The 18554-nt window shown below is 64.0% G+C and carries 22 protein-coding genes; 10 read left to right on the top strand and 12 right to left on the bottom strand.

Going from position 1 to position 18554, the window contains the following annotated elements; all coding sequences use genetic code 11:
- Positions 1-72 precede the first annotated feature (72 nt).
- Positions 73-279, bottom strand: a complete 207-nt coding sequence (locus ABIC16_RS02630) for a hypothetical protein (RefSeq protein ID WP_354289943.1) — start codon at positions 277-279, stop codon at positions 73-75.
- A 368-nt stretch (positions 280-647) separates the two neighbouring features.
- Between ABIC16_RS02630 and ABIC16_RS02625 the strand changes: the two genes are divergently transcribed.
- Both ABIC16_RS02625 and ABIC16_RS02620 read left to right on the top strand, forming a co-directional pair.
- Positions 648-1193: a hypothetical protein gene (locus tag ABIC16_RS02625; RefSeq protein WP_354289942.1), complete on the top strand. Its 546-nt coding sequence runs from the start codon at positions 648-650 to the stop codon at positions 1191-1193.
- Positions 1194-1498: 305 nt separating this feature from the next.
- Positions 1499-1978, top strand: coding sequence for a DUF1203 domain-containing protein (locus ABIC16_RS02620; RefSeq protein WP_354289941.1), 480 nt, complete (start codon positions 1499-1501; stop codon positions 1976-1978).
- Between the two features lie 329 nt (positions 1979-2307).
- Here the strand turns inward: ABIC16_RS02620 and ABIC16_RS02615 are convergent, their stop codons facing one another.
- The 10 genes from ABIC16_RS02615 to coxB form a co-directional block, all read right to left on the bottom strand.
- A complete protein-coding gene (locus tag ABIC16_RS02615) occupies positions 2308-3171 on the bottom strand; it encodes an RsmD family RNA methyltransferase (protein ID WP_354289940.1) in 864 nt (287 codons plus the stop codon).
- 136 nt (positions 3172-3307) lie between these two features.
- Positions 3308-4708 carry a threonine synthase gene (gene thrC, locus ABIC16_RS02610; RefSeq protein WP_354289939.1) on the bottom strand — a complete coding sequence of 467 codons (1401 nt, stop codon included), beginning with the start codon at positions 4706-4708 and terminating at the stop codon, positions 3308-3310.
- Between the two features lie 11 nt (positions 4709-4719).
- A complete protein-coding gene (locus tag ABIC16_RS02605; RefSeq protein WP_354289938.1) occupies positions 4720-5355 on the bottom strand; it encodes an SURF1 family cytochrome oxidase biogenesis protein in 636 nt (211 codons plus the stop codon).
- On the bottom strand, positions 5352-5738 hold the full coding sequence (locus tag ABIC16_RS02600; RefSeq protein WP_354289937.1) for a DUF983 domain-containing protein: 387 nt from the start codon (positions 5736-5738) through the stop codon (positions 5352-5354). The genes ABIC16_RS02605 and ABIC16_RS02600 overlap by 4 nt, the downstream gene beginning before the upstream one ends.
- On the bottom strand, positions 5738-6598 hold the full coding sequence (locus tag ABIC16_RS02595; RefSeq protein WP_354289936.1) for a cytochrome c oxidase subunit 3: 861 nt from the start codon (positions 6596-6598) through the stop codon (positions 5738-5740). The genes ABIC16_RS02600 and ABIC16_RS02595 overlap by 1 nt, the downstream gene beginning before the upstream one ends.
- 48 nt (positions 6599-6646) lie before the next feature.
- Positions 6647-7204, bottom strand: a complete 558-nt coding sequence (locus ABIC16_RS02590; RefSeq protein ID WP_354289935.1) for a cytochrome c oxidase assembly protein — start codon at positions 7202-7204, stop codon at positions 6647-6649.
- Positions 7201-7365: a cytochrome c oxidase system small membrane protein gene (locus tag ABIC16_RS02585; protein ID WP_354289934.1), complete on the bottom strand. Its 165-nt coding sequence runs from the start codon at positions 7363-7365 to the stop codon at positions 7201-7203. Before ABIC16_RS02585 ends, ABIC16_RS02590 begins: the two co-directional genes overlap by 4 nt.
- Positions 7362-8267, bottom strand: a complete 906-nt coding sequence (locus ABIC16_RS02580; RefSeq protein WP_354289933.1) for a heme o synthase — start codon at positions 8265-8267, stop codon at positions 7362-7364. The genes ABIC16_RS02585 and ABIC16_RS02580 overlap by 4 nt, the downstream gene beginning before the upstream one ends.
- 131 nt (positions 8268-8398) lie before the next feature.
- The gene (gene ctaD / locus ABIC16_RS02575) at positions 8399-10060 is read right to left on the bottom strand and encodes a cytochrome c oxidase subunit I (protein ID WP_354289932.1); all 1662 of its coding nucleotides are present in this window, start codon (positions 10058-10060) and stop codon (positions 8399-8401) included.
- Positions 10061-10063: 3 nt separating this feature from the next.
- A complete protein-coding gene (gene coxB, locus ABIC16_RS02570) occupies positions 10064-11179 on the bottom strand; it encodes a cytochrome c oxidase subunit II (protein ID WP_354289931.1) in 1116 nt (371 codons plus the stop codon).
- Positions 11180-11399: 220 nt separating this feature from the next.
- On the opposite strand from coxB, the gene pyrE reads away from it, so the two are divergent.
- The 6 genes from pyrE to maiA are packed head-to-tail and all read left to right on the top strand — an operon-like array spanning position 11400 to position 15752.
- Positions 11400-11981 carry an orotate phosphoribosyltransferase gene (pyrE, locus tag ABIC16_RS02565; protein WP_277970549.1) on the top strand — a complete coding sequence of 194 codons (582 nt, stop codon included), beginning with the start codon at positions 11400-11402 and terminating at the stop codon, positions 11979-11981.
- Positions 11978-12706, top strand: coding sequence for a pyridoxine 5'-phosphate synthase (locus ABIC16_RS02560; protein WP_354289930.1), 729 nt, complete (start codon positions 11978-11980; stop codon positions 12704-12706). Before pyrE ends, ABIC16_RS02560 begins: the two co-directional genes overlap by 4 nt.
- A gap of 16 nt (positions 12707-12722) precedes the next feature.
- Positions 12723-13133: a holo-ACP synthase gene (acpS, locus tag ABIC16_RS02555; RefSeq protein ID WP_354289929.1), complete on the top strand. Its 411-nt coding sequence runs from the start codon at positions 12723-12725 to the stop codon at positions 13131-13133.
- The gene (lepB, locus tag ABIC16_RS02550; protein ID WP_354289928.1) at positions 13130-14059 is read left to right on the top strand and encodes a signal peptidase I; all 930 of its coding nucleotides are present in this window, start codon (positions 13130-13132) and stop codon (positions 14057-14059) included. The genes acpS and lepB overlap by 4 nt, the downstream gene beginning before the upstream one ends.
- On the top strand, positions 14056-15117 hold the full coding sequence (locus ABIC16_RS02545; protein ID WP_277970553.1) for an AI-2E family transporter: 1062 nt from the start codon (positions 14056-14058) through the stop codon (positions 15115-15117). The genes lepB and ABIC16_RS02545 overlap by 4 nt, the downstream gene beginning before the upstream one ends.
- Positions 15114-15752: a maleylacetoacetate isomerase gene (gene maiA, locus ABIC16_RS02540; RefSeq protein ID WP_354289927.1), complete on the top strand. Its 639-nt coding sequence runs from the start codon at positions 15114-15116 to the stop codon at positions 15750-15752. The genes ABIC16_RS02545 and maiA overlap by 4 nt, the downstream gene beginning before the upstream one ends.
- Here the strand turns inward: maiA and ABIC16_RS02535 are convergent.
- Complete coding sequence (locus ABIC16_RS02535) at positions 15736-16872, bottom strand: glycosyltransferase (protein WP_354289926.1); 1137 nt, start codon at positions 16870-16872, stop codon at positions 15736-15738. The genes maiA and ABIC16_RS02535 overlap by 17 nt on opposite strands.
- Positions 16873-17042: 170 nt before the next feature.
- Here ABIC16_RS02535 and ABIC16_RS02530 point away from each other — a divergent pair, with 170 nt between their 5' ends.
- A complete protein-coding gene (locus tag ABIC16_RS02530) occupies positions 17043-18017 on the top strand; it encodes a hypothetical protein (RefSeq protein ID WP_277970556.1) in 975 nt (324 codons plus the stop codon).
- Positions 18014-18550: a DUF2141 domain-containing protein gene (locus ABIC16_RS02525; RefSeq protein ID WP_277970563.1), complete on the top strand. Its 537-nt coding sequence runs from the start codon at positions 18014-18016 to the stop codon at positions 18548-18550. The genes ABIC16_RS02530 and ABIC16_RS02525 overlap by 4 nt, the downstream gene beginning before the upstream one ends.
- Positions 18551-18554: the final 4 nt, after the last annotated feature.

The raw sequence follows: 18554 nt of genomic DNA, 5'->3' as shown, positions 1-18554 counted from the left end.
ACCAAGGCGCGACCCGATACCCGACCGTTTCGAAAGAACCGCCGAACGGCCGAGATTGATGGAAGGCGGGCCTTAACTCTTTAAGACCGACACAAGACTAGTGAAAGCATCGACATTCGCTTTCTGATGCGAAAGCACCCCGGCAGTAATATCCTGCGTAGTTCCATCCGGCATGACAAGCTGCGCCTTCACTCCACCATTACTGAAGAGATCGACCTGTCGCAGTGCTTCTTCACGCTGCTCGTTCGCCCATTCGATTACGTCCTCTGGTGATTTCATCGTCCGTAATCCCGCTCCGTCGTCGATATCGTAGCACGGCATTAAGTCATGCTTCCAGGGTCCGCTTGGGGGCGATTGCAGACTCCCCGATTTAGGTGAGTTGACGGTGGCGAACGTGAAATCCCTGGTTGCCGAATGTCTCGCACGGCACGTACCGCGGTTCGCGTAGGTCGGCCGTCAACGCCGGCCCGACGCTTCGATCACCCCCCTGTCATCGCCGTCGGCGCGGGACCGGTGCGCAACGCCCTCGTCATGGCAAAGCCGACAGGGGACTGCGTCAATCGTTCGGCATCCCCGAACCCTTACCCGGACACGATTTGCGATACAAAACATGGACAAATCGGGTACGAACCGGTTAGCGCGCACCGATGTCGGCGCTGATGTTTCTCCTGATTGCGGTCCTTCTGGCGTTTGAAACCGGGGGCGGTGACGGGGGCGGGCCGTGGTTCCTGATTGCGACAGTGGTCAGCGCTACGGCGGCGGGCATCAGACTCCCGGACCTGGATTCGCGCCTTCGGCTGGGGCATCGCAGCGCTTTGCTGCATGGGGTTTTGCCACCCTTCGTGGCGCTCCTCGATCATCGAACATGGGCGATCGCCGCAGGCCTGGGCTTCGGGATCGGATTCCATCTCGTGGCAGATCTGTTTCCCGGTCAAATGCGCGGCTTCGCGACGATCAAGCTGCCGCTGTGGGGCGCGATCGGCGCTGGCGCGTCGTATCTCTGGATCATCGCCAATGCCGCAGGAACGCTGCTGGGCGGCCTCGTGGTGCTGACGTCCATCGCCGACGGAAGCGTTCTGGCGATCGCGCTGGTGGCCGTCAGCCTTCTCGGCGTCGCTTATCTGCTGCGCGCGGAGGGTGGTTTGTGGGCGTTGATGCTGTTCGCCATTCTGGGGTGGCTTGCGACCCGGTAGCCAGAGGGACCAAAGGCGACGTGCCGTAATCGGGCGTTTCCGGTCCGTCCGCTCCGCCGCCCGAAAATCTGCCAGTCCGCTTTCAGGAACCGGGGTCGCATTCAGCGTGCCTGAAGGTCGCGACGTGGTGGAGAGCGGACGTTCGCTTTCGGGAAGGCGGTGGAGGCAACCGACGTTGCCGGTGGGGTGCCGCCCTTTCTCAAAATCGATGCTGAAACGGGAGAGGCGAGGTTTGATGGCAAGAAGCAGGACGCCCGCGAGCATGAGGCAGGCCATAGGATCATAAGACCTGCAGGAGTTCGTTCATGTCCTTTCGCGTTCTGGGGATCGACCCCGGCCAGTTCAGTCATCTTTACGGTCTTTCCGATGCCGATCTAGCCGCTGTAGGAGCAAAACGGTACGTCGTGGATACCGAACCAGGCTTTCCCGATCGCGTTGAAGTCCGCGATATGAACATCGGGGAGCACGCGATCTTGTTGAATTACGAGCATCAGCCGGCCGACACGCCGTACCGTTCGCGGCACGCTATCTTTGTACGCGAAGGTGCCCATCGCGCGCTCGATGCGATCGACGTCATTCCAGATGTGCTTCGCGTCCGTCCTATCTCGCTCCGCGGATTCAGCGAGAACGGTGAGATGGTGGATGCCGACCTTGTGGACGGGAATGCCCTTGCGCCGCTCATTGAGCGGTTCTTCGAGAATCCTGTTATCGCCTACTTACAGGCGCATTACGCGAAACGCGGCTGCTACGCCGCCCGGATCGTCCGCGCTGATTTTCCCCTTTAGGAACCCATTGCGGGACCGTCCCTTTGGCAGGGGTGCCGGTAGTCGTCCCGGCATCCCCTTTCCCAAAATCTGTTTCCGCTTGCTCATTCCCGAAATTGCCAGTCGGAGATGGGAAACCGGGAACGATCGCACTTTACGAATGACTGCTCTCAGATCATCAGGTTGGGAGTCCAAGATTGGGCGTTAGCAGCCAGGCTGCCCCATAAGTCTATGGCCGAAAGCGAGCCCCCTCCTCACCCCGTTCGCTTCGAGCGAAGTCGAGAAGCCCGGGCACACCGCCCGTTTCTCGACGACGCGCGAAACGACCGGTCGATGCGACGAAGCCGTCGCTATTTCGACCAGCGCACGAAGATCGCGGTCGGCAACAGCAACCCGCGCGCTTCCTCGCGCACCGCCATCTCGCCGACCTCGACCGTCCCGCCGAGATCGCCAAGCGCCTGCCGCACCAGCTCGCCGATCGCGAGCGCCGACATCCGCACCGCATAGGCCGTCAGCACCAGGAACTTGCTCTCCGCATCGAGCAAAGCGCGGCAATCCGCGATCAGCGCCGGGAGATTTTCCTCCAGCCGCCACACCTCGCCCTCCGGCCCGCGCCCGAACTTGGGCGGATCGAGGAAGATCCCGTCGTAGCGCCGCCCGCGCCGCACTTCGCGCGCGGCGAATTTGGCGGCATCGTCGACCATCCAGCGGATCGGGCGATCCGCCATGTCGGACAGGAACGCGTTGGACTTGCCCGCCTCGACCGATTTCTTCGACGCATCGACATGCGTCATCCGCGCGCCCTTCGCCGCGAGCGCGAGCGTCCCGACCCCGGTATAGCCGAACAGGTTGAGCACTTCGTCGCCCTCGGCCACGCGCCCGCGCATCCACGCCCATTGCGCGGCCATGTCGGGGAAGAAGGCGAGATGCCGGAACGGCGTGTTCTGCGCGAGGAACAGCAGTTCCTCCCAGCGCACATGCCAGCCCCCGCGCGGCACGTCCTTCGACAGATGCCACTTGCCGCCGCCATCCTCGTCGGACGCGCCGATGAAGTCGCCATCGGCTTCCCAGCGATCGGACGCAGGGGCCCACATCGCCTGCGGCTCGGGCCGGATGAAGCGGAAGCGGCCATAGCGTTCGAGCTTGCGGCCATGGCCCGAGTCGACCAGCCCGTAATCCGCCCAGGGTTCGGTGATGAGCGTAAGGAGCGTCATTCTTGGTTCCTCCCCGCCCTGGAAGGGAGGGGTTGGGGGTGGGTAGGTGTGAAGAGGGGGCGATCGCCGCCACGGGCCAACCCGCCCCCGGCCCCTCCCTTCCAGGGAGGGGAGGCGTAGGCGTTACGACCCGCCATCACCGCGCGACGGCCCGCTCGGCGATATAGGCGGTCACCGCCTCAAACGTACCCGGCATGCTGTCATACCGCTCCTCACGGTCGAACAGGTCGCCGATCCGCGCGGGCAAGCTCGGGCGCTGCCCGGTCGCGCGTTCCACCGCATCGCGGAACTTCGCGGGATGCGCGGTCGCGAGCGTCACCACCGGCACGTCCGCCGGAAGCCCCGACCGGTGCGCCGCGGCCAGCCCGATCGCAGTGTGCGGGTCGATCACCTGCCCGCTCCGCTCGCACGTCCGCCGCATCGCCAGCGCCATGTCGTCGAGATCGATACTGTCGCTGGCGAACAATGACGCCGCGCCGTTGCGCTGCGCATTGGTCAGCTGCATCGCGCGCGACGCCTCGAACCCCTGCATCTGCGCGGCGAGTGCATGCCCGTCGCGTCCGCCGAGATCGAACAGCAATCGCTCGAAATTGCTCGACACCTGAATGTCCATCGACGGGCTTGGGGTCGGGATGACGCTCCGGCTCGAATAATCCCCGGTCGACAGCGCCCGCGCGAGGATGTCGTTCACGTTGGTGGCGACGATCAGCTTGGCGACCGGCAGTCCCATCTTGGCGGCGACATAGCCAGCGAACACATCGCCGAAATTGCCCGTCGGGACCGAGAAAGCGACCGGCCGCTCGGGCGCACCCAGCCGGACCGCCGAGTAGAAATAATAGACCACCTGCGCCATCAGCCGCGCCCAGTTGATCGAATTGACCGCCGACAGCGCGAACTTGCCCGAAAAGGTGTCGTCGTTGAACATCGCCTTCACCAGCGCCTGCGCGTCGTCGAAACTGGCGTCTTCCAGCGCGATATTGTAGATGTTCGGCGCGATAACGGTGGTCATCTGACGTCTTTGGACGTCCGATACGCGTCCTTTGGGGTGGAGCATGAACACGTCGACCCCGGCGCGCCCGGCGAGCGCATCGATCGCCGCCGATCCGGTATCGCCCGAAGTTGCGCCAATCACGGTCAATTGCTGGCTCGTTCCGGTCAGGAAACGTTCGAAAAGCAACCCGAGCAGCTGCAAAGCGACGTCTTTGAACGCAAGCGTCGGCCCGTGGAACAGCTCGAGCAGCCAGTGCTGCGCATCCAGCTGCACCAGCGGCACGACCGCAGCGTGCGCAAACCGCCCATAGGCCTGCGTACAGAGCGCCCGCAGATCATCCTCGCTGATCGCGTCGCCGACGAACGGCAGCATCACCTGCACCGCCGTCTCGACGTAGGACAGCCCGCGCATGCCGGCAATCTGCTCGGGCGTGAAAGCGGGCCATGTCTCAGGGACATACAATCCGCCGTCGCTTGCCAGTCCGGCAAGCGTCACGTCACGGAAATCGAGGGTCGGCGCGGAGCCGCGCGTGCTGATATAGCGCATGGGAATTGCGGTTAGCGGGATGGATCCGAATCGGCAACCACACGTCGCCTCAACGCCAACGCATAGATTATTGCGGCGAGTGCGGCGAAGACGAACCATTGTACCGCATACGCGAGGTGATTGTTGGGAACCGCCGACAGATCGGGCTGGGGATTGGGATCGAGTCCGTCGACCGGGGGGGCCGCCACGAGCATCAACGTCTTGGGCGCCGCACGCCCGAACATCCCCGCGATCAGCGGCTGATGGTCCGGCGCATGGCTGATATAACCCGTGACCGGCCCGCCCTTCCAATCGGGCTTCGCGTGCGGATCCTTACCGAAGCCGAGCTGAACGGTGAACCCCGGTCCCTCCGCGCCGGTGCGGCACTTCGCGATCTGCCGCCACCCGGTGCCGCCGCGCGCGTTCCGCCCGCCCTCGACCGAGAAGCTGCCAGGCGTCAGGCATAACGCCTTAGAACGTCTGAACAAAAGGCTGTCATCGACCGGGATCGCCGGGAAAGCGACCGGTGGCAGGGTCACGTTGCGGGCATAGTGCACCAGCATCGCAGCCTTTTCCGACCGGCGCTGCAGCTGCCAGACGCCAAGGGCTATCATCGCCACGATAGCGAGCGCCACGAGAAGGGTCGCGACCACCGGCACGCGCTTCATGGCGGGGTGATCCGCCCTTCATGCGCCGCGTTGCGGTATTCCGCGCCGAGCAACGCCGCCTTGGCGACTCGTAGCGACCCGACCACGCCGAACACCGTGATCGGTAACCAGATAATCAATTGCAGCCAGATCGGCGGCCCCCAGGCGAGCTGGATCGCAATCGCGGCCCCGACGATCATTCCGCCAAGAACGAGCGTCAGGATCGCAGCAGGGCCGTCCCCGACATTGAAGGCGCGATAGTCGAGGCTGCACCGCGGACATTTCGCAGCGAAATCGAGCGGACCGGAAAACAGTCCCGGGGCGCCGCAGCGCGGGCAAAGACCCCTCATCGCAGCGCGCACGGGGTCCGGCGCGACGAAAGTCTCTGCCCGCTCCAGCGGCATCACCCGCTATGGACCGGCGCGCCCCAGCCGCCCCAGACATAGACGGTGACGAACAGGAACAACCATACGACGTCGACGAAGTGCCAGTACCAGGCGGCCGCTTCAAATCCGAAATGCTGCTTGGGGGTGAAGTCGCCGCGATACACGCGGACGAGGCAGACGATCAGGAAGATCGTCCCGATCATCACGTGGAAACCGTGGAACCCGGTCGACATGAAGAACGCCGCGCCATAGTTCAGCCCCTTGAACGGGAACGGCGCTTCCGAATATTCGAACGCCTGGATCGAGCTAAAGATCAGCCCCAGGATGATCGTTGCCCACAAGCCCTTCTTGAGCCCGTCACGATCGCCGTGGATCAGCGCATGGTGCGCCCAGGTGACGGTCGTGCCGCTGGTGAGCAGGATCAGCGTGTTGAGCAGCGGGAACTTGAACGCGTCGATCACCTCGAGGCCCTTGGGCGGCCATTGGCCGACGCCGTTGGCAACGTCCGCGATAAGACTGACCTTGCCGTCGAGCACCTGGATCCCTGCCGGGAACAACGAGAAATCGAAGAACGCCCAGAACCAGCCGACGAAGAACATCACTTCGGAGGCGATAAACAGGATCATCCCATAGCGGAGGTGAAGCTGCACCACCGGCGTATGGTCACCCGAGTTCGCCTCGATCACCACTTGCCGCCACCAGCCGTACATTACGGCCAGCACGCCCGCGAGTCCGGCATAGAAGATCAGTCCGCCAGCGGCCGCGGAATGCATCCACATGATTCCACCCGCTGCCATCACCAGCGCCGCCATCGATCCGGCCAGCGGCCAGATGCTCGGGGGCAGGATATGATAATCGTGGTTCTTGGCACCGGCCATGTTGCATCCCCGTCGTGTGATCGTTGGATCGATCGGATTTTTCGTACCCTAGCTTTTGGCTTTCGCCGAATCCACCGGGTAAAACGTGTAGCTTAGCGTAATCGTCTCGACGTCGCTTGCGTCCGGATCCTGCAGGATCTTGGGATCGACGAAGAAGATCACCGGCATCCGGGCGGTCTCGCCCGGATGCAGCGTCTGCTGCGTGAAGCAGAAGCATTGTATCTTGGTGAAGTACTTTCCGGCCTGCGCGGGTGTCACGTTGAACGTCGCGGTGCCCGTGATCGGCTTGTTCGACGTGTTGGTCGCGGTAAAGAACGCCATGTCGCGCGCGCCGACATCGACCGTGTCATACGGGTTTTCGGGCAGGAACTTCCACGGCATGTGCGGCGCGACGTTGGTGTCGAAGTCGACCCGGATCTGGTGGTTCGCGATCGCCCCCGGCGCGACCGTCCCGCGCTGCGTCGTGCCGTTCAGACCCGTTGCTTGGCAGAACATACGGTACAGGGGGATGCTAGCCCACCCGAGTCCGCTCATGAAACAGATCCCCAGCACCGCGAGCAGCGCTGTGCGCAGCTTACGATCCATCCGGGCGATCCGACTGATCATTGGTGCGGCATTCCCGGCATCCCCGCCTTGATCTTGGCGATGCTGATAGCGAACACGAGGATCACGAATGCAAACAGGATAATCGCCAGCGCCGTCGCGCGCGCACGCTGGCGCTTGCGAACAAGGGCCGCCTGGCTGGTAGGATCCGGAAGCTCGTTCATGCCAGGCACCGATCGGTTGCGAGGGTCGCGAAGATCGCGAGGATATAGCCGATCGAATAAACGAACAGCCAGCGTTCGGCCTTCATCGTCGCAGGCGTTTCGGCGCGCTGGACGACGACCCAGGTAGTCAGTCCAAGGAACACCGCCGACAACACCGCCGCGACGATGCCGTAAAGCGACCCCGCCAGCCCGAGCGGCCAGGGCGAGATTGCGGCGGCAGTCATCAGCACCGCGTAGAACAGCATCTGCGCGCGCGTCGTCTTTGCGCTCGCCACGACCGGGAGCATCGGCACGCCACCCTTCGCGTAGTCGTCGCGAATCAGCAGCGCGAGCGCCCAGCTGTGCGGCGGGGTCCACAGGAAGATGATCGCGAACATCAGCAGCGGCAGCGCGGACACCGATCCGGTCGCCGCAACCCAGCCGATCAGCGGTGGGAAGGCGCCAGCCGCGCCGCCGATCACGATGTTCTGGGGGGTCAGCCGTTTGAGACCGACGGTATAGACGAGCACGTAGAACAGGATCGACACCGCCAGCAGCACGGCAGCGGGGATGTTGATAGCGAGCCCCATCAGCAACACCGAGAACACTCCAAGCGCCACGCCGAACTGAAGTGCGGTTTCGCGCTCCATCTTGCCAGCGGGCAGCGGGCGCTTGGCAGTGCGCTTCATCAGTGCATCGATGTCGGATTCATACCACTGGTTGAGCGCGCCAGCCGCGCCTGCCGCGAGCGCGATCGCAAGGATCGCGGTGAACGCAAGAACGGGGGGCAGCGATACCGGCGCAGCGAGCATCCCGCAAAGCGCAGTGAACACGACCGAACGCATCACACGCGGCTTGGTCAGCGCGAAGAAGTCGCGCCAGTCGGCAGGAAGGCTTGGGTTCGAAACGGTCACAACAGTCATTTACAAAGATCCTCCCCTCCCGCTCGCGGGAGGGGCTGGGGGTGGGCTCGCGCTATCCCCTGGCGGAGTCGTTCGGAGTAGAGCGCGAGCCCACCCCTACCCCTCCCGAACACGGGAGGGGAGTTAAAACCTCAGTCGATCCGCGGCAGCGTTTCGAACTGGTGATATGGCGGCGGGCTCGACAGCGTCCATTCAAGCGTGGTGGCACCCTCGCCCCACGGGCTGTCGCCGGCCTTCTTGCCACCGATCAGCGACATGATGACGTTGACGAAGAACACCAGCATTGATGCCGCCATGATCATGTAGCCGATGCTCGCGACCCAGTTCCACTGCGCGAGCGCATCGGCATAGTCCGGTACGCGACGCTGCATGTTCTGCAGGCCCAGGAAGTGCATCGGGAAGAACATCACGTTCACGCCCAGGAAGAACACCCAATAGTGCACCTGGCCGAGGAACTCGTTGTACATCTTCCCCGACATCTTCGGGAACCAGTAATAGAAGCCGCAGAACAGCGAGAACACCGCACCCAGCGACAGCACGTAGTGAAAATGCGCCACCACATAGTAGCTGTCCTGCATGTAATCATCGATGCCGCCGTTGGCGAGCACCACGCCGGTCACGCCGCCAACAGTAAACATGAAGATGAACCCGATCGCCCACAGCATTGGCGTCTTGAAGGTGAGCGAGCCACCCCACATCGTCGCGATCCACGAGAAGATCTTGATGCCGGTCGGCACCGCGATCACCATCGTCGCCGCGGTGAAGTACATCTTGGTGTTGACGCTGAGACCGGTCGTGAACATGTGATGCGCCCACACGACGAAGCCGACCACGCCGATCGCGACCATGGCGTATGCCATGCCGAGATAGCCGAAGACGGGCTTCTTCGAGAAGGTCGAGATCACCTGGCTGACGATGCCGAAGCCCGGCAGAATCATGATGTAGACCTCGGGGTGGCCGAAGAACCAGAACAGATGCTGGTACAGCACCGGATCGCCGCCACCGGCCGGATCGAAGAAGGTCGTGCCAAAGTTGCGATCGGTCAGCAACATCGTGATCGCGGCGGCGAGCACCGGAAGCGCCAGCAGCAGCAGGAAGGCGGTGACCAGCACCGACCACACGAACAGCGGCATCTTGTGGAGCGTCATGCCCGGAGCGCGCATGTTGAAGATCGTCGTGATGAAGTTGATTGCACCGAGGATTGACGAGGCACCCGCCAGATGGAGCGCAAGGATCGCCATGTCGGTCGACGGCCCCGGCTCGCCATAGGTCGAGAGCGGCGCGTAGAGCGTCCAGCCATTGCCCGCGCCACCGAAGAACGGCGATGCCAGCAGCAGCGTGAAGGCGGGGATGAGCAGCCAGAACGACACGTTGTTCATCCGCGGGAACGCCATGTCGGGCGCGCCGATCATGATCGGCACGAACCAGTTGCCGAACCCACCGATCATCGCGGGCATCACCATGAAGAACACCATGATCAGCCCGTGTGCGGTAATCAGGACGTTCCACAGATGGAGCGAGTGATCGAGCCCCTGCTCGCCACCTGGCAGGAAGCTTGCCCAGTAACCGAGATACTGGATCCCGGGATGCGCCAACTCGGCGCGCATCAGGCCAGAGATACCACCACCGATGATCCCCGCGACGATCGCGAAAATCAGGTACAGCGTCCCGATGTCCTTGTGGTTGGTCGACATGAACCAGCGCGCGAAGAACGACATCTCGTGCGTATCATGCGCGTGGGCGTCGTCGTGATGCGCCTCGAAGGCGCTTGGGGTCAGGGCAGTATCGGTCATGATTCAGTTCCCTGCGGAAGCGTTGGCGGGGCTGGCACCGGCGACGGGGGCCTCGGCGGGCAAGGCCTCCGCCGCGGCGTTCCCGACCGCGGTTGGCTCGCCAGTAGCAACGGCTGCGGGTGTCGCGGCGACGGGGGCTGCGGCGGCGCCGTTACCCGGCATCGTACCACCCTTGGCCTTGACCCACTGCGCGAACACCGCTGGCGACACCGCCTGCACCGTGATCGGCATATAACCATGCCGCGCGCCGCACAGTTCGGAGCAGACGCCGAAATAGACGCCTTCCTTTTCGATCGTGAAGCTGGTCTCGTTCAGGCGACCCGGGATTGCATCGAGCTTGATCCAGAACGCCGGAATTTCCCAGCTATGGATCACGTCGTTCGATGTGGTGATCAGCCGGATCGGCACGCCGACCGGCAGCACGACGCGAGCATCGGTCGCGAGCAGACGGGGTCCGTCGATCGCGGTGCGGGCGCGCTCGCCCTTGCCGACTTCATTGGCTTCCTTGAGCATGTTCGACGTGATCGAGAAGCCGCCGTTGCCGGGATATTCGTACGACCAGTACCATTGGTTGCCGATCGCCTTGAGCACGACCGCATTCTTGGGCGCGGGCTTGTACTGCGCCTGGAGCAGACCGATCGACGGCAAAGCCAGCCCGAGCAGGATCAACACCGGAATGCCGGTCCATGCCACTTCGAGAATGGTGTTGTGCGACGTCCTGGAGGCGACCGGGTTCTTCGCCCGGCGGAACCGGACGATGACCAGACCCAGCAGCGCCAGCACGAACAGCGAGATCACCGTGATGACCGGCATCAGCAACGCGTTGTGGAACCACGCCGCCTGCCGTCCGGTCTTGGTGACCTGCGGCTGAAGCGAAATGTGTCCAGGCACCGGCTGGCCGATCGTCGGATCGATCGCCATCGCAGGGGCGCCGTCGACTGCGAGCATCGGGTCGGTCGCGGCAGTCACGGCGGGCGCAGCAGGCGCCGCGACGGGTGCAGCGGCAACCTCGGGTTTGGTCACGGTCACGACCGGAGCGGCTTGCGGTGCCGCCTGCACTGCGCCTGTACCAATCATCGCGAGGCCCGCCGCCATCACGATCGATTTCATCCCGATCATACGCATCCTCTGCATCTACCCTTTGCGACTCTGTCGGCTTTTCCGGACGACGACCAGGCGGGGATACGCCCTTTTCTTTTAGGGCTATAAGCGGAAGGGACGAAGGCCTCAACCCGCGTGTGTCCTTTTTATGGCGCGATCGTTGCGTCCGTCTGTCCGCGCCCGTAATCAGGCCCCAAATCCCGAGTATATCACGGGCGCAATCACTGGACCGCATCTCATGACCGAAGACGATGTTCTCGCCGAATTCCGTGCTGCCGAGGCGTTGCTGGAGGGACATTTCATCCTGTCGTCCGGGCTGCGGTCGTCGCGCTACCTGCAATGCGCGCGCGTTCTGATGGACCCGGCACGCGGCGCGCGGCTCGCGGAAGCGCTCGTCGCGCGACTGCCGGCGGACATCCGTGCCGACATCGCCGCCGTAGTTTCGCCTGCGATGGGCGGAGTGATCGCCGGGCACGAGATGGGTCGCGCGCTCGGCGTCCCCGCGATGTTCCTCGAACGCCCGGACGGCACGTTCGAACTGCGCCGCGGCTTCCGGCTGGAGCCGGGCACGAAGGTCTTCATGATGGAAGACGTCGTCACCACCGGCCTATCCTCGCGTGAAGCGATCGCCGCGATAACGCGCGCGGGCGGCGAGACGGTGGCGGCGGGCGCGCTGGTCGACCGCTCGAACGGCACCGCCGATCTCGGCGTTCCTTTCTATCCGCTGATCCGGCTCGACGTGCCGACCTACAGCGCCGACGCGCTCCCGCCCGAGCTTGCGGCGATCCCCGCAATCAAGCCCGGCAGCCGCGCGGCATGACCCCGCCGCTCCGCCTGGGAGTCAATATCGATCACGTCGCGACCGTGCGCAACGCGCGCGGGTCGGGCTATCCCGATCCGGTGCGCGCGGCGCTGCTCGCTGCCGAATCGGGGGCTGACGGCATCACTGCGCACTTGCGAGAAGACCGTCGGCACATCACCGACGACGACATCGCGCGCCTCTCATCCGAATTGACGATCCCGCTCAATCTCGAGATGGCGGCGACCGACGAGATGCTCGCGATTGCGCTGCGCCACCGGCCACATGCCGCGTGCATCGTCCCCGAAAAGCGCGAGGAACGCACCACCGAGGGCGGGCTCGACGCGGCAGGGCAGTTCGCCACGCTGGCGCCGTTGGTCGCGCAACTGACTGCGGCCGGGATCCGCGTCTCGCTGTTCGTCGAACCCAGCGCCGCCCAGATTGACGCGGCACTCCGGCTCGGCGCGCCGGTCGTCGAACTCCATACCGGGCGCTATTGCGAGCTGGAGGGCGAGGCGCAGGCCGAAGAACTCCGCCGTATCGCCGATGCCGCTGCGCTGGCGGTCAAGAACGAGATCGAAGTCCATGCCGGCCACGGCCTGACGCTCGCCAATGTCGCCCCGATCGCTGCGATTCCGCAAATCCGCGAGCTCAACATCGGCCACAGCCTGATCGCCGACGCGATCTTCGTCGGGTTGGACGATGCGGTCCGCGCGATGCGCGCGGCAATGGACGCGGCCCGATGATGCGCGCGGCTATGCGATGATCATCGGTCTAGGCTCGGACCTGTGCAACATCGAGCGGATCCAGGCATCGCTCGACCGCTTCGGCGACCGCTTCGAACACCGCGTCTTTACTGACGTCGAACGGGCCAAGGGCGCTGCCCGCCCGTTCACCAAGGCAGGCACGCTCGCCAAGCGTTTCGCCGCCAAGGAAGCCTTTTCAAAGGCGGTCGGAACCGGGTTCAAGCGCGGGGTGTTCATGAAGGATATTGGCGTCGTCAACGCACCTTCCGGCGCGCCCACCTTGCACTTGCAGGGCGGCGCAAAGGCGAGGCTTGACGCGTTGACGCCCGACGGCCACGTCGCGCGACTACATTTGACGATGACCGACGATCATCCCTGGGCGCAAGCGTTCGTGATCATCGAAGCGGTTCCGAGGGACGAGACATGAGCGAGGAGCTGGCCCTGAGCGCAGACGAGACCAAGGCGCGCGTCGACGCCGGGAATGCCCCCGCCACCCCCGGCGGCAAGCAAACCAAGAAACCCGGCACCGACTGGGCGTCGGAGATTCGCGGCATCTTCTGGTTGATCCTCGCGGTTCTCGGCTTCCACAGCTTCATCGCCAAGCCCTTTTACATTCCGTCGGAATCGATGCTCCCAGGGCTCCTGGTCGGCGACCAGCTGGTGGTGAGCAAATTCCCGTACGGTTTCTCGTTCGTCTCGCCGACGTTTCACCTCCTGCCATTCATTCCCGGCCGGTTGTTCGGCCATCTGCCCGAGCGTGGCGACGTCGTGATCGTCACGCCGCCGGGGACGAAGACCGACTATATCAAGCGACTGATCGGGCTTCCTGGCGACCGGCTCGAAGTCCGTGACGGCACCGTCATCCTGAACGGCGTGCCGGTAAAGCGTGGCCCGCTCCATTACGTCGACATTCGCAACTACGGCAACGCCCCTCTGCCCGCGCCCGAAACCGGCGTGACCTGCGATCCAAGCCAGTATGACGATGCGCTCGGCACCGCGCCCGACGGCAAGAGCGTGTGCCGTCTGCCGATCGTCACCGAAACGCTCCCCAACGGTCGGCATTACGACACGGTCGATCTCGGCACCTACCCGGGTGACAATTATCCCGCCATCACGATCCCAGCGAAGCACGTTTTCCTGATGGGTGACAATCGCGATCGCAGCGCGGACAGCCGGTTCCCCTTGTCTGAACAGGGCCTCGGCGGACCGGTGCCGTGGGAATATTTGGGTGGCCGCGCGGAATTCATCACTTTCTCGAAAACTGGGCTTGGTTCCTGGAATCCCCTGACTTGGGGTCAGTCGTTCCGTGGCGGACGCGCTGGCACCTCCTTGCATGCGAGCCGTAGTACATGAGTAAATCCGATATGGCGCAGGTCTCGGAGCCTGCGCCAAACGAACTGCGCGACCCGTTCGTTCGCAAGGAATTGACGCGCGCCACGGTGTGGCTCGGCCTTGCCTGCGCGATCGCACTGCTGGTCCTTTTGGTTCATCCGTTACTGATCATCTTCGGCGGGCTGGTCTTCGCCTCGATGCTGGACGGCGGCGTCCGGCTGCTCGGGCGCGTGTTGCCAATCGGTCGGTCATGGCGGCTGCTGATCGTCGTGTTGCTGACGGTCCTGTTCCTCATCGGCCTCGTCTGGCTGACCGGCGTCCAGGTCACCGCGCAGTTCGCGCAGCTCCAGCAGACGCTCATCACCCAGGCGACACGGCTGTCCAATTGGGCGACCGAGAAGGGGATCATGCCGCAACAGGCCGATATCAACGGCATGGTGCAACAGGCGCTCGGCTCGTTCGGAAAGCTCACCGGCTATCTTGGAATCGTCTTTGGCGCGCTGGCCAGCCTAGTGATGGTGCTGGTGATCGGGTTGTTCGTGGCGATCGAGCCACGTCTCTATGGTCGCGGGCTCGAATGGATGGTCCCGCGCGACATGCGCCCGCGCTTCGCCGGTACGATCGAGCAGATGGCGACGACGATGCGCCGGCTGCTCGCTGGCCGCCTGTTCGGCATGGCGCTGGAAGGCGCGATGACCGGCATCGCATTGGCGTTCGCCGGGGTCCCGATGGCGCTGGTGCTCGGGATCCTGACCGGCCTACTTGCCTTCATCCCCAACCTCGGCGCGATCGTCAGCGGCATCCTGATGGTCGCGGTCGGGTTCAGCGCGGGATCGGACACCGGCCTGTGGGCGATCTGTATCTACGTCTTCATCCAGACGCTCGACGGATATGTCATCATCCCGATGGTTGCCAAGAAGACGGTCGACTTGCCGCCCGCGCTCACGCTGTCTTCGCAGATCCTCGCTGGTACGTTGTTCGGGCTGCTCGGGCTGACGCTCGCCGACCCGCTGACCGCGATGATCAAGGTTGCGCTCGAGCGTAGCTCCGAAGCGGAAGAGGAAACCGACGCGGCATGATCCCGGTCCTGTACGATTACTGGCGCTCGTCGGCGGCGTATCGTGTCAGGATCGTACTGAATCTCAAACGTGTCGCCTATGATTCCGTCCCGATCGACCTCACGAGGGAAGCGCAGCGAACGCCGGACTATCTCTCGCGCAATCCGCAAGGGCTGGTTCCGGCGCTCGATCTCGGTGCGACGGTGTTGACGCAAAGCCTTGCGATCATCGAGTATCTCGACACTGCTTACCCGAACCCGGCCATGATACCGGTCGATCCGCTAGCGGGGGCGAATGTCCGCGCGCAGGCGCTGACGATCGTCGCGGATATCCACCCGATCGACAATTTGCGCGTGCTGAACCGGTTGACCGAACAGTTCGGGGCAGACCAGGCCGCGCGCGAAGATTGGTATCGGCATTGGGTGGTGACAGGCCTCGACGCCTTGGAGGTAATGACAACGAGTAGCCCGGGACCGTTCCTTGGTGGCATGGCACCCAACCTTGCCGACGCCTGCCTCGTCCCACAAATGTACAATGCGCGGCGTTTCGGCGTTCCGCTGGACCGTTTTCCCCGCCTGACCGCTGCAGACGCAGCTGCATCGGCCGTCCCGGAGATCGCCGCCGCCCACCCCGACCGGGTCAGACCGCCCGCCTGAGCCCCCGTTTGAAACGACGTTCCAGCACGGCCTGATCGAACAGATCGAGATAGGCGGCAGCGGCATTGCGCCCAGGCTGTGGGATCGGTTGTGGCCGCGACCGCCCCGGTTCCAGCCAATGATCCAGCGCCGCCACCAGACCGGCGGCATCGCCCGGCACCACGACGCTGCCCACCGCCGGGCTGGTCACGATCTCGCGGACCGCTACGCTCGAATCAGTAGCGATCACCGGCGTACCGACCGCGAGCGATTCGCGTAGAACCCCGGGTACGCCTTCGAAATCCGAAACCAATGCCAGCGCAGTCGCCTGGGTGATCGCGGGAAGGGGATCTTCGACATGGCCGGGCAAGACGACCCGACGGTCGAGTCCCTGCGCCGCGATCCTTGCCTCGATCGTCGCCCGCTCGCTGCCCTCGCCGAGGATCATCAGCGAGACGTCACGATGGTCGATATCGGCAAAGGCATCGATCAACCGGTCCCACCGCTTCTGCGGCGCCAGCCGTCCAACGCCAAGTACGAACCGTCCCGCCGGTAGGGTGTGGGGCGCACAGGGGGATCCGGCACGCGGCGGGGGATTGGGGATGACGCTGATCTGGTCGCGCGCGATGCCCATCATCACGCTCGCCTCGTCCGCCATGGCGGGGCTCATCGCAACGAGATGGTCCACGAAGCGCGGGTGCCATTTCAGCCATGCGCGATATCCCGCGGCAAGCGGCACGTTGTGATCGCGCCGGACGAGCGCGTTCGAGACCTTGGCGACGATCGGCGGGCAGTGCGCGCCCAAACGCAATCGTGTCCAGGCGGCCAGCGCGGTATAATGATTGCCGGGACAAAACAGCACGTCCGGGTCGATCTCCGCAGTCAGCCGCGCGATCGCGGACATGCCGACCATCGTCTTCGTACCAACTTTCAGAAGGTCGACGCCCTCGGGCACGTCCCGCATCAGCGGCCCTGCAACGTCCCCAACGATCACTGTCACGCGACGCCCAGTCGCGACCCATTCCCCTGCAAGACGCAGCAACGTCTTCTCGACGCCACCTCCATCGAGAGTCTGCGCAAAGGTCAGGATATGGGAGGCAGGTAAGGGGGGAAACAGCATGTCGCGACGTTTTAAACACATCGTTGTCGCAAATGTGTCCCGCCCGATCCGCATTAATTCAGGACAGGCATGCGTCGTACAAAGGAATGGGACCGTCGCACGTGATTTGCCGCGCCGCACGGTTAGGAGTATGGCGCGCCCTTAGATCGCCCTGATCCCCCGATCGGCGTACAAGCGGACAATTTCGCCACGTGAACAAATTTACGACCGGGCCGGGCTCAGGGACAACGACGGGAAACACCCCCGCCCCCCTCTCCATACCGACACTCCCGGGGATCGCGGGAGCGCCCGACCTCGCCGGTCTCGAACCGATGGTCCGGAAACAACGCCGCTGGCCGGCCTATCTCGGGGCTGCCGCGACCGTCTTCATGATCGTCTGGCTCGGCCTCAAGCTGCGTGCGATGGGGGTCGACGACCTCTGGTCGGCCATGCCGCGCAACCCGTTGTTCTACCTCTTCTTCGCGCTGGTGTACGTCGCCCCGGTTACGGGCGATTTCGTCATTTTCCGCCGTCTGTGGGGTATCCCCGCCGCCGGATACATCGCGCTCGCCAAGAAGCGGATCGCGAACGACGTGCTCAATTATTCGGGGGAGGCGTATTTCTATGCCTGGGCGCGACAGCGCTCCTCGATGGTTGCGGCCCCGTTCGGGGCAGTGAAGGACGTCAGCATTCTGTCTGCCATCGCGGGCAATATGGTGACCCTTGCGATCATCGCGCTCGCGATGCCGCTTGGCGTCGGACTGATGACCGAATCGCAGCTCCACACCGCGATCTGGTCGGTCGTCGGGGTGTTTGCGATGTCGCTCCCCTTCCTCATCTTCTCGAAACGCGTGTTTTCGTTGCCGCGGCGGACCTTGTGGTGGATCTTCGGGGTGCATTGCCTGCGACTTATCGCGGGATCGGTGCTGACCGCGTTCGCCTGGCATTATGGCTTGCCGACCGTGTCCGTGGGCATGTGGTTGTTGCTGTCGGCTGCGCGCATGATCGTGGGCCGCTTGCCGCTTGTGCCGAACAAGGACCTTCTTTTCGCCACCTTCGCCACCCTATTGATCGGGCAGGACGCGCAACTGTCCGTGTTGATTGCGGTGACGGCGGCACTGCCCCTGCTGGTTCACGTCGCGTTGGTCGCGCTGTTCGGGCTGGTCGATCTGATTAGGAAGTCCTGACGATGGTGCTGAGGCTGGTGTTGACGACGGTTCTCGCGGGCGGATTGTTCGCGGCAGCCCCGGCGTTTGCGGTGCAGGCGGCGATCGGCAGCGATGCAGCGGCGTGCGCCACCGGTGGCCCCGCGATCCGCGTGACGGTCGACGGGCTGAAGGATCGCACGGGCGAGCTCAAGCTCGAACTCTATCCTGCGACCGAGGCCGATTTCCTCAAGGACGATCGCGACCTGATCAAGGAAGGCAAGTTCTTCCGGCGCGTTCGCTTGCCGACGCCTGCAGCGGGACCGGTCGTGCTGTGCATCCGCGTGCCCACCCCCGGTCCCTATGCGCTGCTGTTCACGCACAATCGCGACGGCCGCAACAAGTTCAACTTCTGGTCGGACGGTGCGGGATTCCCCAGCAATGCCAAGCTCGGGCGGTCGCGACCGAAGGTGGAGCAAGGACGGATCGTCGTCCCCGAAGGTGTTGTATCGGTCGACATTCACGCTCAGTATCTGCGCGGCCTAGGTGGTTTTGGCCCTATTCAAGGCGATTGATCGC

The organism is Sphingomonas sp. PvP055, assembly GCF_040546365.1.
GTDB classification, from domain to species: Bacteria; Pseudomonadota; Alphaproteobacteria; order Sphingomonadales; family Sphingomonadaceae; genus Sphingomonas; species Sphingomonas echinoides_A.
The sequence above is the reverse complement of the archived record's forward strand: the minus strand, read 5'-3'. Positions and strand labels throughout refer to the sequence as shown.

Excerpts from the sequence above, each read along its gene's own strand:
- ABIC16_RS02605 (WP_354289938.1), bottom strand. The coding sequence starts at position 5,355 with ATGAAGCGCGTGCCGGTGGTCGCGACCCTTCTCGTGGCGCTCGCTATC.
- ABIC16_RS02590 (WP_354289935.1), bottom strand. The coding sequence starts at position 7,204 with ATGATCAGTCGGATCGCCCGGATGGATCGTAAGCTGCGCACAGCGCTG.
- ABIC16_RS02560 (WP_354289930.1), top strand. The coding sequence starts at position 11,978 with ATGACCCCGCCGCTCCGCCTGGGAGTCAATATCGATCACGTCGCGACC.
- coxB (WP_354289931.1), bottom strand. The coding sequence starts at position 11,179 with ATGATCGGGATGAAATCGATCGTGATGGCGGCGGGCCTCGCGATGATT.
- ABIC16_RS02620 (WP_354289941.1), top strand. The coding sequence starts at position 1,499 with ATGTCCTTTCGCGTTCTGGGGATCGACCCCGGCCAGTTCAGTCATCTT.
- ABIC16_RS02585 (WP_354289934.1), bottom strand. The coding sequence starts at position 7,365 with ATGAACGAGCTTCCGGATCCTACCAGCCAGGCGGCCCTTGTTCGCAAG.
- pyrE (WP_277970549.1), top strand. The coding sequence starts at position 11,400 with ATGACCGAAGACGATGTTCTCGCCGAATTCCGTGCTGCCGAGGCGTTG.
- ABIC16_RS02615 (WP_354289940.1), bottom strand. The coding sequence starts at position 3,171 with ATGACGCTCCTTACGCTCATCACCGAACCCTGGGCGGATTACGGGCTG.
- ctaD (WP_354289932.1), bottom strand. The coding sequence starts at position 10,060 with ATGACCGATACTGCCCTGACCCCAAGCGCCTTCGAGGCGCATCACGAC.
- ABIC16_RS02545 (WP_277970553.1), top strand. The coding sequence starts at position 14,056 with ATGAGTAAATCCGATATGGCGCAGGTCTCGGAGCCTGCGCCAAACGAA.
- ABIC16_RS02535 (WP_354289926.1), bottom strand. The coding sequence starts at position 16,872 with ATGTGTTTAAAACGTCGCGACATGCTGTTTCCCCCCTTACCTGCCTCC.
- acpS (WP_354289929.1), top strand. The coding sequence starts at position 12,723 with ATGATCATCGGTCTAGGCTCGGACCTGTGCAACATCGAGCGGATCCAG.
- ABIC16_RS02595 (WP_354289936.1), bottom strand. The coding sequence starts at position 6,598 with ATGGCCGGTGCCAAGAACCACGATTATCATATCCTGCCCCCGAGCATC.
- ABIC16_RS02580 (WP_354289933.1), bottom strand. The coding sequence starts at position 8,267 with ATGACTGTTGTGACCGTTTCGAACCCAAGCCTTCCTGCCGACTGGCGC.
- thrC (WP_354289939.1), bottom strand. The coding sequence starts at position 4,708 with ATGCGCTATATCAGCACGCGCGGCTCCGCGCCGACCCTCGATTTCCGT.
- lepB (WP_354289928.1), top strand. The coding sequence starts at position 13,130 with ATGAGCGAGGAGCTGGCCCTGAGCGCAGACGAGACCAAGGCGCGCGTC.
- ABIC16_RS02625 (WP_354289942.1), top strand. The coding sequence starts at position 648 with ATGTCGGCGCTGATGTTTCTCCTGATTGCGGTCCTTCTGGCGTTTGAA.
- ABIC16_RS02600 (WP_354289937.1), bottom strand. The coding sequence starts at position 5,738 with ATGCCGCTGGAGCGGGCAGAGACTTTCGTCGCGCCGGACCCCGTGCGC.
- maiA (WP_354289927.1), top strand. The coding sequence starts at position 15,114 with ATGATCCCGGTCCTGTACGATTACTGGCGCTCGTCGGCGGCGTATCGT.
- ABIC16_RS02630 (WP_354289943.1), bottom strand. The coding sequence starts at position 279 with ATGAAATCACCAGAGGACGTAATCGAATGGGCGAACGAGCAGCGTGAA.